Source organism: Solirubrobacter soli DSM 22325 (assembly GCF_000423665.1).
Taxonomy (GTDB): Bacteria; Actinomycetota; Thermoleophilia; order Solirubrobacterales; family Solirubrobacteraceae; genus Solirubrobacter; species Solirubrobacter soli.
The window spans coordinates 343,992-356,226 of sequence record NZ_AUIK01000008.1 but is presented as its reverse complement, the minus strand read 5'-3'; the positions used below and the strand labels follow the sequence as shown (position 1 = coordinate 356,226).

The 12,235-nt window shown below is 71.1% G+C and carries 13 protein-coding genes; 3 read left to right on the top strand and 10 right to left on the bottom strand.

Features of this window, described 5'->3' with window-relative positions; translation table 11 throughout:
- From G569_RS45915 to G569_RS57365, 4 genes are read right to left on the bottom strand one after another with little or no spacing between them, the layout of a single operon-like run.
- Positions 1-1,191, bottom strand: coding sequence for a kynureninase (locus tag G569_RS45915; protein ID WP_037495071.1), 1,191 nt, complete (start codon positions 1,189-1,191; stop codon positions 1-3).
- Positions 1,182-1,802: an alpha/beta hydrolase family protein gene (locus G569_RS45910; protein WP_211232915.1), complete on the bottom strand. Its 621-nt coding sequence runs from the start codon at positions 1,800-1,802 to the stop codon at positions 1,182-1,184. Before G569_RS45910 ends, G569_RS45915 begins: the two co-directional genes overlap by 10 nt.
- Positions 1,803-1,830: 28 nt before the next feature.
- Positions 1,831-2,919 carry an aminotransferase-like domain-containing protein gene (locus G569_RS0105845; protein ID WP_037494813.1) on the bottom strand — a complete coding sequence of 363 codons (1,089 nt, stop codon included), beginning with the start codon at positions 2,917-2,919 and terminating at the stop codon, positions 1,831-1,833.
- 11 nt (positions 2,920-2,930) lie between these two features.
- Positions 2,931-4,145 (bottom strand): RNA polymerase sigma factor, encoded by a 1,215-nt coding sequence (locus G569_RS57365; protein ID WP_053225920.1) that lies wholly within the window; start codon positions 4,143-4,145, stop codon positions 2,931-2,933.
- 60 nt (positions 4,146-4,205) lie between these two features.
- Between G569_RS57365 and G569_RS0105830 the strand changes: the two genes are divergently transcribed.
- Complete coding sequence (locus G569_RS0105830; RefSeq protein ID WP_028062728.1) at positions 4,206-5,504, top strand: pyridoxal phosphate-dependent decarboxylase family protein; 1,299 nt, start codon at positions 4,206-4,208, stop codon at positions 5,502-5,504.
- 61 nt (positions 5,505-5,565) lie between these two features.
- Here G569_RS0105830 and G569_RS0105825 read toward each other — a convergent pair whose 3' ends face one another.
- From G569_RS0105825 to G569_RS0105805, 5 genes are all read right to left on the bottom strand, one after another.
- On the bottom strand, positions 5,566-6,876 hold the full coding sequence (locus tag G569_RS0105825) for a delta-60 repeat domain-containing protein (protein WP_028062727.1): 1,311 nt from the start codon (positions 6,874-6,876) through the stop codon (positions 5,566-5,568).
- 82 nt (positions 6,877-6,958) lie between these two features.
- Positions 6,959-7,849: a succinate--CoA ligase subunit alpha gene (gene sucD / locus G569_RS0105820; protein ID WP_028062726.1), complete on the bottom strand. Its 891-nt coding sequence runs from the start codon at positions 7,847-7,849 to the stop codon at positions 6,959-6,961.
- Positions 7,849-8,988: an ADP-forming succinate--CoA ligase subunit beta gene (gene sucC / locus G569_RS0105815; protein WP_028062725.1), complete on the bottom strand. Its 1,140-nt coding sequence runs from the start codon at positions 8,986-8,988 to the stop codon at positions 7,849-7,851. The genes sucD and sucC overlap by 1 nt, the downstream gene beginning before the upstream one ends.
- Positions 8,989-9,004: 16 nt before the next feature.
- Positions 9,005-9,856: a slipin family protein gene (locus G569_RS0105810; protein WP_028062724.1), complete on the bottom strand. Its 852-nt coding sequence runs from the start codon at positions 9,854-9,856 to the stop codon at positions 9,005-9,007.
- A gap of 3 nt (positions 9,857-9,859) precedes the next feature.
- Positions 9,860-10,303 carry an NfeD family protein gene (locus tag G569_RS0105805; RefSeq protein ID WP_028062723.1) on the bottom strand — a complete coding sequence of 148 codons (444 nt, stop codon included), beginning with the start codon at positions 10,301-10,303 and terminating at the stop codon, positions 9,860-9,862.
- A gap of 67 nt (positions 10,304-10,370) precedes the next feature.
- Here G569_RS0105805 and G569_RS0105800 point away from each other — a divergent pair, with 67 nt between their 5' ends.
- The gene (locus G569_RS0105800) at positions 10,371-11,051 is read left to right on the top strand and encodes an HAD family hydrolase (RefSeq protein WP_028062722.1); all 681 of its coding nucleotides are present in this window, start codon (positions 10,371-10,373) and stop codon (positions 11,049-11,051) included.
- Positions 11,052-11,054: 3 nt separating this feature from the next.
- Complete coding sequence (locus G569_RS0105795) at positions 11,055-11,825, top strand: MBL fold metallo-hydrolase (protein ID WP_028062721.1); 771 nt, start codon at positions 11,055-11,057, stop codon at positions 11,823-11,825.
- Here G569_RS0105795 and G569_RS57360 read toward each other — a convergent pair.
- The gene (locus tag G569_RS57360) at positions 11,812-12,180 is read right to left on the bottom strand and encodes an FHA domain-containing protein (RefSeq protein WP_053225919.1); all 369 of its coding nucleotides are present in this window, start codon (positions 12,178-12,180) and stop codon (positions 11,812-11,814) included. The genes G569_RS0105795 and G569_RS57360 overlap by 14 nt on opposite strands.
- Positions 12,181-12,235 lie beyond the last annotated feature (55 nt).

Below are 12,235 nucleotides of genomic sequence, written 5' to 3'. Positions count from 1 at the left end.
CTACGTGACGCGGGCGCGGGTCTGGTCGACCTCGCGCTGGACGCCGCGCTCCACCAGGTCGCGCAGGCGGTCCATCGCGTCCCAGATGTCGACGAAGCGCGTGTAGAGCGGGGCGATGCCCAACCGCACGCTGTCCGGGCCGCGGAAGTCGGGGATGACATCGGCGCGCTCGATCAGCGCGCGGCAGATCGGCCACGCCTCCGGGTGGTTCAACGACACGTGCGAGCCACGCCGCGCGGCCTCACGCGGCGAGCCCAGGGTGAAGCCGAGCGGCTCCAGCCACTCGTCGTGCAGCGCGATCATCAGCTCCGTCTGCGCGATCGACTTCTCGCGCAGCGCGTCGATGCCCGCCTCGGCGGTGATCCGCACGCCCTCGTCGACCGCGGCCAGCACCAGGATCGGCGGCGTGCCGGCCATGAAGCGGGTGATGCCGTCGGCGGGCGCGTAGGGGCGTTCCATCGCGAACTGGTCGTCCTGCCCGAACCAGCCTTGGATCGGCGTTCGCAGAGCATCCGGGTCGGCGATGTACACGTAGCCGAGCGCGCCCGGGCCGGCGTTCAGGTACTTGTAGGTGCAGCCCACCGCGAAGCGGATGCCGCGCGCCTTGCACCGCACCGGCACGGCTCCCGCGGAGTGGCTGAGGTCCCAGACGACCGTCGCGCGCTTGTCGATCGCCTCCATGTCGGCGAGCTCGCCGGTGCGGTAGTCGACGTGCGAGAGCACGACGAGCGCGCCCTCGGGAACCTCGTCCTTCTCGAACAGCTCGAGTTCCACTCCCCGGGCGCGCGCGATGCCCTCGAGCACGTAGCGATCCGTGGGGAAGTTGCCGACGTCGGTGGCGACGGTGCGCAGCGACGGGTCGGCGTCGAGCAGGGCGTTGACGAGCTTGTAGAGGTTGACCGTGGTCGAGTCGGTGACGAGCACCGTGCCGGGGTCCGCGCCGAGCACCTCGGCCAGCGCGTCGCCGGTGCGGGTGGGCCACTCGATCCAGTCCGGCCAGCCGGAGACGAGCTCGTCGCCCCACTGGTCGATCACCCGGTGCAGCCGGTCGCGCGTGCCCTTCGGCAGGCGCCCGAGCGAGTTGCCGTCGAGGTAGATCCGGTGCTCGTCGGCGATCACGAAGCGGTCGCGGAAGCCAGCCAACGCATCGCGAGCGTCCAGTTGCGCCGCCTCTTCGCGCGTCAGAGCCACGCGGTCACCGCCTTCCACAGCGGGTTGGCGGGATCGAGGTGGCCGAAGTGGTCCTCCTCGGGCTCGACGATCAGCGACGCGCCGCTCGCCCGCGCGAAGCGCTCGGAGATCTCGACCGGGACGATGTCGTCCTTGCCGCCGTGCGTCAACAGGGCGGGAACGCCGAGCGGGAGCCGCTCGATCGGCGAGGCGATGTCGGTCGGATGGCCCTTCAGGAACCGCTCGACGACGCCGTTGGACAGGCGCAGTTCGCTCGCCCGCTCCAGATCGAGCACCCCCGCCTGCGAGACGACGCCGGTGACGGCCACGCGGTGATGATCGCGCGTCGCGGCCCACGCCGCGAGGTGCCCGCCGGCGCTGTGGCCGATCGTCACCACCCGGCTGAGGTCGACCCCTGGCAGCTCCGCGAGGTGGTCGATCGCGGCGCTCACGTCGTCCAGCGTGGCCGGCACGCCGCCGCCGTTGCCGAGCCGCCGGTACTCGATGTTCCACGCCGCCCACCCGCGCGACGTCAGATCGGCGGCCAGCGCATCCATCAGCTCCAGCCCGTACTCGGCCTTCCAGAAGCCGCCGTGGATGAGCACGGCCACCGGCCCCTCGCCGTACAGCACGCCGTACTGCGAGGGGTCGGAACCGTAGTTATGCCGCGACGCCAAGGCTTCGCACGGCGTCGGCCAGCTTCGTGATCCCTTCGTCGATCTGCTCGGGGGTCACGCCGGAATACGCCAGGCGAAGGGTGTTCTGGCCGCCCTCCAGAAGGAAGTCGGTCCCCTTCACGAACAGCACGTCGCGTTCCGCGGCCGCCTTCTCGAGCTCGGCCACGTCGACCGCCTCGGGCAGCTCCACCCACATGAAGTAGCCGCCGGACGGCGCGGCGAACTTCGCCTCGGGCAGCTCGCGCTGGAGCGCGTTGACGACCGCGTCGCGGCGGGCGCGCAGCGCCGTCTTGACCGTCGCGATCGCGCCGTCCATCCCGCCCGTGGAGGCGAACTGGTACACGATCGCCTGAGCGACCATGTTCGGCGAGATGTAGGTGTTCGTGGCGATCGTCTGGATCTGCTTGATGACCGCCTGCGGGCCGACCAGGTAACCGACGCGGATGCCCGGGCAGACCGTCTTGGAGAACGAGCTCGCGTAGACGACCTTGCCGGCCTTGTCCTGCGAGAACATCGACTCGATCGTCTCGCCCTCGAAGCGGATGTCGACGTACGGGTCGTCCTCGAAGATCGTGAAGTCGTGCTCCTCCGCGAGCTCCAGCAGGCGCGTGCGCTTGGCCGCGGACAGCGTGTAGCCGGCCGGGTTCTGGAAGTTCGGGATGATGTGCGCGAGCTTCGGCGAGACCGTCTTGAGCGTGGTCTCGAGCGCGTCGGTCGAGATGCCGTCGGTCTCGAGGTCGACCATGTGGATGTCGGCACCGCGGTTGCGCAGGTTCAGCAGCGTGCGGTCGTACGTCGGGGACTCGACGACCACCGCGTCGCCCGCCTGCACGAGCAGCTCGAACAGGAACGCGTCGGCCTGCATCGACCCGTTGGTGACGAGCACCTGCTCGGGCTCGACCCCATGCTTGGACGCGATCCACTTGCGCAACGGCACGTACCCGACGGACGTGCCGTAGGCCGTCGTCCCCGCCGGATCCTTCTCGAACGCGAGCTGCGCGGCCTTCTTGAGGCCTTCGACGTCGACGATGTCGAGAGAGGGCGCCCCACGGGCGAAGGAGATCGTGGCCATGGCGCTTGAGCCTAGCTTCTCTTGCACAACGTCCCCACGCTGATCACCGTCCCGGGCGCGGGGGTCTTCGCGCGGTACCGGATCACGGGCGTGCGGCGGCCGGACTTCTCCTGGAGGAGATCCATGTCGCGGTCGGAGTACTGGTACATGCGCAGCTGCCGGAGGGCGGACTTGCCGTCCTGCGTGCGCGGCTCGGCGAGGCCCGAGGCGATCATGCCCACCGGGCACGTGACCGTCGCCTGATGACGTTCGCCGTCCGCGAGCTGGACGGTCAGGCTCGCGATCGCGACGTTCGCCGGCAGCTTCGTCCCCGGGCGGATCGGCTTGCCGATCAGCTGCTTGCCACCGGCCTCCACGCCCGGACTCGAACCTCGCACCACATGGTGCTCGCCCGCCTGCCAGACGGCGACGCCGCCGGCGGCGACGACGACCGTCGCCGCGCCGGCGGCGACCTTGGCCGCGACCCCTCCGCCCCCGGTCACCCCGCTCAACAGTCCCGCCAGCGGCCCCATCCCGATCGGCGGGACCAGGACACGCAGCTTCGCCCGCGTCGCCTTCAGCCCGTCGCGGAACTCGCGGCAGGCGGCGCATCCGCGCACGTGGCGCATCGCGTGCTCGCTCGGGCGGCGGCGCTCGTCGTGGGCGGTGAGGAGCAGCTCGCGGATGTCCGCGCACTCGGCGTCGCGCGCCTCGGCCGCGGCGGCCAGGCCGCTGCGAGCGCGCTTGACCAACTGGCGCGACGCGGCGGGGGAGACGTCCAGCGCGCTCGCGACCTCCTCGTGCGACATCCCGTCCAGCTCGCGCATCAGCAGCGCCGCGCGCTGCTGTTCCGGCAGGTCGGCGAGGTCCTCGATCAAGCGGCGCAGCTCGTGCCGGCGGCTGAGCGTGCTGTAGACGTCCTCGCCCGCGCGGTCGGACTCGACGAGCTCGGACGTCGGGCGCTCGCGCCGCAGCTCGTCGATGCAGAGGTTGCGCACCACCCGGTGCAGCCACGGCTTGAGCTCGATCGGGCGGCGGTCGTCGCGCAGCTGCCGGTGGGCGCGCAGGAACGCCTCCTGCACCACGCCTTCGGCGTCGACCCCCGAGCCCCGCAGCGCGCGGGCCGCGGTCGCGTGCAGGCGCCGGTGATGGCGCTCGTGGAGGACGTCGAACGCGTCCTCGCGTCCGGCGCGGAAGAGGGCGACGAGGCGCTCGTCGGAGCGGAGTCTGAGGGTCGCGGGCGCCATGGTGCGAGGGTAAACGGGCCGTGGCGCGCGGCCGTGACGCACTTTGGTTACAACCTGCCCATGGACTACATCGCGCGCGCTCTCGACGCCGTCGCGGACTGGCGCTCCGCCGCCGGCCCCGCGCCCTCCCACCCGGCGCTCGCGCCGGACCCGGAGCGCTTCGAGGCGGCGTTCGCCGAGTTCAGCACGCGCATGGCGCGGTCGTATCCGTTCCACCACCCGCGGTACGCGGGGCAGATGCTCAAGCCGCCGCACCCGGTGGCGATCGCGGCCTACACGGCCGCGATGCACGTCAACGCGAACAACCACGCGCTCGACGGCGGGCCGGCGACGAGTGAGCTCGAGGTCGAGGTCATGGGCGACCTCGGGCGCATGTTCGGGTTCCCGGAGGATGCGCTCGGCCACCTGACGAGCTCGGGCACGATCGCGAACCTCGAGGCCCTGTGGGTCGCGCGCGAGCTGCACCCCGGCAAGGCGATCGCGTTCGCCACCGACGCCCACTACACCCACTCGCGCATGTGCGCCGTGCTCGGCGTGGAGGGGATCGCCACCGACGACCTCGAAGCGGCGGCGGCGAGCGGTCGCGTCGGCACCGTCGTGGTGACCGCGGGCACGACGGGGCTCGGCACCGTCGACGCGGTCGAGGAGGCCGTCACGTGGCGCGAGCGCCACGGCGTGCGCGTGCACGTCGACGCCGCGTACGGCGGGTTCTTCACGCTGCTCGACGAGCTCGTCCCGGTGCAGTCCTTCCGCGCGATCGCGGACGCCGACAGCGTCGTCGTGGACCCGCACAAGCACGGCCTGCAGCCCTACGGTTGCGGCGCCGTCCTGTTCCGCGACCCCGGCGTCGGACGTCTGTACAAGCATGACTCCCCGTACACGTACTTCACGAGCGGCGACCTGCACCTGGGCGAGATCTCGCTCGAGTGCTCGCGCGCCGGCGCGGCGGCCGCCGCGCTGTGGCTCACCCTGCGCTCGCTCGACCTCGCCCCGGTCCTGCGCGCCGGCGTCCGCGCCGCCCGCTCCTGGGCCGACCTGCTGCGGGTCTCGAGCGAGCTGCGCCTGCACGTCGAGCCGCAGCTCGACATCGTCTCCTACTTCCCGAACCGCCCCCGCGCCTCGGAGATCGACGCCGAGTCCGAGCGGATCCTCAACGAGGGAATGACCGCGCCGGACCCGGTCTTCCTCTCGACACTGCGGATCGACGGCGAGACCTTCGCGTCACTGCACCCCGACGTCGAGATGGACGCCGACGGCGTGCGCATCCTGCGCTCCGTGCTGATGAAGCCCGAGCACGAACCGTTCGTGCCCTGGCTCCACGATCGAGTCAGCGTGCTCGCGCGGGGCCGCGGCGCATAGCCGGCCAGACCAGCGGCGGGCGGGGCCCGCCGGAATGCGTCGTGGCCCCGGGCGGGTGCGCCTACCTCAATTTCGACACGGTGAGCGCGAAGCGGCCGGTGTAGATCGTGCCGGCCGCGCCGCCGCGGAGCAGCTGGCCCGGGCCGGCGGCCGAGCCGGCGATGATCGCCCGCGGGCCGTTGGCGTCGATCGCGTCGAGCGTCGTGTAGATCGGGTCGCCGCCCGGCGGCCGGCCGAGCAGCGGGTACGTGATGCCGTTGTTGCCGAAGGTGGAGTCGCGGCGTCCGCTGGCGCGCAGGCGCATCACCAGGCCCTCGGGCGGCTGGCCGGAGCCGGCCAGGAGGATCCGCCCGGCGCTGTCGCGGACCATCGCCTTGATCCGGATCTCGCGGCCCGCACGGGCGACGCGGGCGACGCCGTGGCCGCCGAAGCGGGTGTCGAGGTTGCCGTCGGCGAGCAGTCGGATGACCGCGCCGCGCGGCGTGCCGGACGCGGTCAGGTCGGTGCCGGCGACGAGCGTGGTGCCCTTCGGGCCCTGGCGGACCGCGCTCGCGCCGATCCCGGGCGCGGTGCCGGGGCCGAGCTGGACGTAGACGATGCCGTCGCCGCCGCCCCAGGTCGGATCCGGGACGCCGGTCGCCGTGACGCGCAGGACGCTGAAGGCCGCGGGGAACGACTGCGTCGCGGAGCCGCCGACCGTGAACGTGGTCGTGCCGTCGGCCTTGACCAGCAGGCCCGTGACGCGCCCGCCGATGCCGAGCACGGCGCCGTCGACGGTCGCGTTGGCGCCGAACGTCAGGTCCGGGCTGCCGTCGGCCAGCAGCCGCACCATGATCGGGACGTTTCCGGCGCGCGAGCCGCCGAGCGTGATGTTGCCGTTGGCGTCCATCACCATCGCGCCGAGCTCGGAGCCCGACGGCCCGGCCAGCACGTAGCCGAAGCCGCCCCCGAAGCTCGGGTCGATCTCCCCCGTGGGCAACAGCCGGAAGGCGACCATGCGGGTCGTGCCGTCGGCGCCGCGCAACGTGCCGGCGGCGACGATCCGGCCGTCGCGGAAGACCGCGAGCGCCCGCACGCCGTCGAGCGTCGTGCCCGGCAGCGCCGGGACGACCTGGCCGCCGGTGCCGAAGCGCGAGTCCAGCGTGCCGGTCGGTCGCAGCCGCACGACGACGAATTGCCCGGCGGCGGCGCCGCCCGCGAGGATGCGGTTGCCGGAGATGACCTTGACCGCGCCGCCCACCGCGTCGGCGGCCGTGGCCTTCAGCGTGACCGTCCCCTGGCGCCCGAAGCTGCGATCCGGGTCGCCCGCCCGTGCCGAGGCGACGGAGGGGACGAGCAGGAGGAGGGCCAGGGCGCTGAGGATGCGGGTCATCGGACTCCTCCAACCCGCGACAGGGGCGATCGGTGCGGCATGGAAGGGCGGGAGCATGCCAGGGGCACGCTCCCGCGTCCATTCACGCCGTGCGGTTCAAAGAGCCGGCGATCTCGGCCGCGATCTCGGCGACCTCGGTCGGGGTGCGCCCGACGCGCACGCCCTTGGCCTCCAAGGCCTCCTGCTTGGCCTTGGCCGTGCCGGCGCTGCCGGAGACGATCGCGCCCGCGTGGCCCATCGTCTTACCGGGCGGTGCGGTGAAGCCCGCGATGTAGGCGACGACCGGCTTGGACACGTTCTCGGCGATGAACTCGGCCGCTTCCTCCTCGGCCGACCCGCCGATCTCGCCCGCCATCACGATCAGCTCGGTCTCCGGGTCGGCCTCGAACTCGGCGATGATGTCGATGAACGACGAGCCCGGGACCGGGTCGCCGCCGATGCCGACGATGCTCGAGTTGCCGAACCCGCGCTGGGCCAGCTCGTTGCCGATCTGGTAGGTCAGCGTGCCGGAGCGCGACACGACGCCCACGTTGCCCTCGCTGAAGAACGAGGCGGGGATGATGCCGACGTTGGCCTTGCCCGGCGAGAGGATGCCCGGGCAGTTCGGGCCGACCAGGCGCACGTTGTCGTTCTGCGCGAGGTGGTTGTAGACCCGCAGCTCGTCGTGCGCGGGGATGCCCTCGGTGATGCAGATGATCAGCGAGATCCCCGCGTCCTCGGCCTCGAGGATCGAGTCCGCGGCGAAGCGCGGCGGGACGAAGATCATCGCCGTGTTCGCGCCCGTCTCGGCGACCGCCGAGTGGAACGTGTTGAACACCGGGACGCCCTCGACGTCCTGGCCGCCCTTGCCGGGCGTCACGCCGCTCACCACGTTCGTGCCGTAGCGGCGGTTGTTCATCGCGTGGAAGGTGCCCTCACGGCCGGTGATGCCGGAGACGCAGAGCTTCGTTTCATTGGTAACCAGGATCGCCATCAGCCGGCCAGCTCCACGACCTTCTTCGCGGCGCCGAGCATCGTCGACTCCGTATGGACATTCGGAAGGTTCGCGTCGGCGAGCAGCTTGCGCCCCTCGACGTCGTTGGTGCCGTCCAGGCGGACGACGAACGGCACGGTCGGGTTGATCTGGTTGAACGCCTCGATCAGGCCCTTGGCCACCTCGTCGCAGCGCGTGATGCCGCCGAAGATGTTGAAGAGCACCGCGGTGACGTTCTCGTTGGAGAGGATCACCTCGACCGCCTGCGTGATCGCCTCCGCGCGCGAGCCGCCGCCCGCGTCGAGGAAGTTCGCCGGCTTGCCGCCCGCCTGGGCGACGACGTCCAGCGTCGACATCACGAGCCCGGCGCCGTTGCCGAGGATGCCGACGTTGCCGTCGAGCTTGACGAACGTCAGGCCGCGCTCGCGGGCCATCTGCTCCTGCGCGTCCTCGGCCGCGGTGTTGCGCAGCGCGGCGTTGTCCGGGTGGCGGAAGAGCGAGTTGTCGTCGAGCGTCACCTTCGCGTCGAGCGCGGCGACCTTGCGGTCGGGCGTGACGATCAGCGGGTTGACCTCGACGAGCATCGCCTCTTCGGCGACGAACGCGTCATAGAGCTTCGCCAGCAGGGAGCCGAGCGGCCGGACGATGTCGGCGTCGACGCCCGCCTCGAAGGCGAGCCGGCGGGCGTGGAAGTCCTGGAAGCCGAGCAGCGGGTCGACGTGCAGCCGCGCGATCGCGTCCGGGTTGGTGTCGGCCACCTCCTCGATGTCCATGCCGCCCTGCGTGGAGAGCATGATCAGGGGGCGCTTCGCGGAACGGTCGAACACGATCGACGCGTAGTACTCGGACGCGATGTCCGACGCCGCCTCGATCCAGACCTCGTGGACCGTGTGGCCCTTGATGTCCATGCCGAGGATCGCGTTCGCGTGCTCCTCGGCTTCCTGCCGGTTCTGCGCGACCTTGATGCCGCCGGCCTTACCTCGGCCGCCGACCTGCACCTGCGCCTTGACGACGCAGGGGTACCCGATCTCGTCGGCCGCCGCGACGGCCTCCTCGACGGTGGTTGCCGGGGCGCCGCTGGGCACTGGCACCCCATGCCGGGCGAAGAGTTGCTTGCCCTGATATTCGAGTAGATCCATTGCGAGGCGAGCGACTTTATCGCTGCGCCTCGCCCCGCGATGCGACCGGTCCGTTGATCAGCGGGGTCGTCCCGTTGCCGCGCGGCAGCTCCGCTTGCGCGGGTGCCTCCGGCGTCGCCCTGACGGCGTCCATGATCGGCTTGACGATGTCGAGCGGGAACACGATCGTCGAGTTCTGGTTGACGCCGATCTCCGACAGCGTCTGCAGGTAGCGCAGCTGGAGCGTGGTCGGGTTCTGGGAGATCACGTCCGCGGCCTCCGACAGCCGCGCCGCGGCCTGGAACTCGCCCTCGGCGTTGATCACCTTCGCGCGCCGTTCGCGCTCGGCCTGGGCCTGGCGGGCCATCGCGTGCTGCATGGCCGCCGGGATGCCGACGTCCTTGATCTCGACCGTCGAGACCTTGATGCCCCACGGCTCGGTCTGCTCGTCGATGATCTTCTGGAGCTCCTCGTTGAGCTCCTCGCGCTCGGAGAGCAGCGTGTCGAGGTCGGCCTTGCCGAGCACGCTGCGCAGGGTCGTCTGGGCGATCTGCGTCGTCGCCTTGAGGAAGCTCTCGACCTGGACGACGGCCGCGTTGGGGTCGATCACGCGGAAGTAGACGACGGCGTCGACGCGGGCGGTGACGTTGTCGCGGGTGATGACGTCCTGCGGCGGGACGTTCAGCGTGACGGTCCGCAAGGAGACCCGGACCATCCGATCGATCGCGGGGACCAGCAGCACGAGCCCGGGCCCTTTCGTGTCGACCATCCGGCCGAGCCGGAACACCACCGCGCGCTCGTACTCGCGCAGCACCCGGACCGACGACGCGGCCAGCGCCACGATCGCCGCCAGGATCACGATGACCACGACGAGGAGTGCCTCGACCATGGTTCACACCTCCCATTCTTCGGCCGGGCGGACGGTCAGCGTCAGCCCGTTGACGTGCTCGACCACGACGTGATCGCCGGGGGCGAACGGGGCCTCCCCCTCGAGGTCCCACTGACGGGCGTGCCAGAGCGCGCCGTCCACGAACACGCTGTCCGCGCTGCGGGCGACGCCCATGCGCCCGACGAGCGAGTTGCGCTCCCGCAGGCGCCGGGTCCCGAGCGCCTTGCGCGCGACCACCGACACCCACGCCCCACCCGTGAGCGCGACGGTCAGCCCGCCGAAGACCGCGACCAGGACGGTGCTGCCGCCGGCGGTGAGCAACAGGGCGATGCCGACGGCGAGTGCGGCGATGGCGCCGGAGCCGAGGACACCGTGGCTCGACACGTGGGCTTCCAGCGCCACGAGGATGGCGCCCAGAAGTACCAGCAGTAGGCCGAGCGCGAACATGGATTTGTCCTGTGTTTAAGGCTACTCCAGGTATGCGCGCGCGGAAATGTCATCATGCACGGCCGCAATGCCGCTCCCTAAAGAAGTCACCTACGTCACCTTCGACGTCTACGGCACCCTGATCGACTGGGAGACCGGCGCGTACGAAGCCTTCTCCAAGGAAGCCGAGAAGGACGGCTACACCTTGTCGAAGGAGGAGCTCGTCCCGCTCTTCCTCGAGACCCAGCAGGAGATCAAGGGCGGCTCATACGAGCTGTACGCCGAGGTCCTTCGCCGCACCGCCGTCCAGATCTCGCGCCAGCTCGGCTGGCCGCTCGAGCCCTCCCGTTCCGGCTTTCTCCCGAACTCGGTCGGTCGCTGGCCCGCGTTCAAGGAGACCAACACGCAGCTCGAGCGCTTCCGCAAGAAGTTCGAGCTCGGCCTGGTCTCGAACATCGACGACAAGCTGTTGGGCGAGACGCGTCGCTGGTTCAAGACCGACTTCGACCTGGTCGTCACGGCCCAGCAGGTGCGCTCCTACAAGCCGGACCCGGCGCACTTCAAGGAGGCCGAGCGTCGCATCGGCTCCAAGAAGGGGTGGGTGCACGTGGCGTCGAGCTACTACTACGACGTCGAACCGTGCATCAAGGCCAAGATCCCCGTGATCTGGGTCAACCGCAACAAGGAGACCCTCGACGCGTCGCAGAAGAAGCCGACCGCCGAGGTCAAGACACTCCTTGAAGCGGCGAAGCTGCTCGGCGTCGCTTAGGCATTGCGCGCGGTCGGCCTCCACGCGGACGTCATCGCCGTCACCTCGCGCGCCTACGCGACGGGGTGCGTGCTGGTGCGCAACGGCAACGAGGCCTTCTGCATCGACTCGCCGATCTTCCCGGACGAGCTCGAGATCCTGCCGGCGATCGCCGAGCAGGCCGGGTTCACGGTTGTCGGCGTGCTCGCCACCCACGCCGACTGGGATCACCTGCTGGGCGGCTACGCGTTCCCGGGCGCTCCGCTGGGCGCGGGCGAGAACACGGCCGGCCGGCTGGTCAACGAGCCGGGTGCGGCGCAGCGCGAGCTGCGCGAGTTCGACGACGAGTTCTACGTGCAGCGGCCGAAGCCGCTCTCACTGCCGGGCGCGCAGAAGCTCGACGTGCCGGGCTTCGTCGACATCGGCTCGGAGACCTTGGAGCTGCATCCGGCGGACGGGCACACCGCGGACGGGACCGCGTTCTGGGCAGCGTGGGCGGGCGTGCTGGTCGCCGGTGACTACCTCTCGCCGGTCGAGATCCCGATGATCTCGGACGGTGGCTCGATCGCGGCCTACATCGCGACGTTGAACCGGCTGGAGCCGCTGGTCTCCGAGGCCGCTCATGTGGTTCCCGGCCATGGCGGGCCGATCGACGGCGCGCAGGCGCTGGCGATCCTGCGCGAGGACCGGGCCTACCTGGAGGCGCTGGCGGCGGGGGAGGACCCCGCGCTGCCGATCGCCCGCCGGTCCAAGGCCCAGCGGGCGATCCACGCCAAGAACCTCACGCGGCGATGAGCTGCAGGTCCTCGGTGGCCGTCTCGGCCACCTCGACGTAGCTCAGGCGCGCGGTCCCGAGGTCGATGGTGTCGCCGTCCTGCAGGACGGCGCGGTCGACGCGGACGCCGTTGTGCCACGTGCCGTTGCGGCTGCCGTCGTCGAGCAGGTACGTCTGGCCGTCCTGGCGGACGATCAGGGCGTGTCGGCGTGAGACCGAGGGTTCGTCGATCTCGATGTCCGCGCTCAGGCTGCGCCCGAGGCGGGTCACCGTGCCCATGACGGGCAGCAGCGTGTCGTCCGCGGTGAGGTAGCGGCCGGCGGCGGGGGCTCCGCCGTCGACCGAGTGACGTGTGGTCCGTGGGCTGAGTCTCATGGCTCCAAGATCGCTCCGGAGCCTGAGCCACGGCTGCGCGGATACTTAGAGTTCC

Coding starts and splice junctions, on each gene's coding strand:
- sucC (WP_028062725.1), bottom strand. CDS start 8,988: ATGGATCTACTCGAATATCAGGGCAAGCAACTCTTCGCCCGGCATGGG.
- sucD (WP_028062726.1), bottom strand. CDS start 7,849: ATGGCGATCCTGGTTACCAATGAAACGAAGCTCTGCGTCTCCGGCATC.
- G569_RS0105825 (WP_028062727.1), bottom strand. CDS start 6,876: ATGACCCGCATCCTCAGCGCCCTGGCCCTCCTCCTGCTCGTCCCCTCC.
- G569_RS0105830 (WP_028062728.1), top strand. CDS start 4,206: ATGGACTACATCGCGCGCGCTCTCGACGCCGTCGCGGACTGGCGCTCC.
- G569_RS57365 (WP_053225920.1), bottom strand. CDS start 4,145: ATGGCGCCCGCGACCCTCAGACTCCGCTCCGACGAGCGCCTCGTCGCC.
- G569_RS0105805 (WP_028062723.1), bottom strand. CDS start 10,303: ATGTTCGCGCTCGGCCTACTGCTGGTACTTCTGGGCGCCATCCTCGTG.
- G569_RS0105845 (WP_037494813.1), bottom strand. CDS start 2,919: ATGGCCACGATCTCCTTCGCCCGTGGGGCGCCCTCTCTCGACATCGTC.
- G569_RS57360 (WP_053225919.1), bottom strand. CDS start 12,180: ATGAGACTCAGCCCACGGACCACACGTCACTCGGTCGACGGCGGAGCC.
- G569_RS0105810 (WP_028062724.1), bottom strand. CDS start 9,856: ATGGTCGAGGCACTCCTCGTCGTGGTCATCGTGATCCTGGCGGCGATC.
- G569_RS0105800 (WP_028062722.1), top strand. CDS start 10,371: ATGCCGCTCCCTAAAGAAGTCACCTACGTCACCTTCGACGTCTACGGC.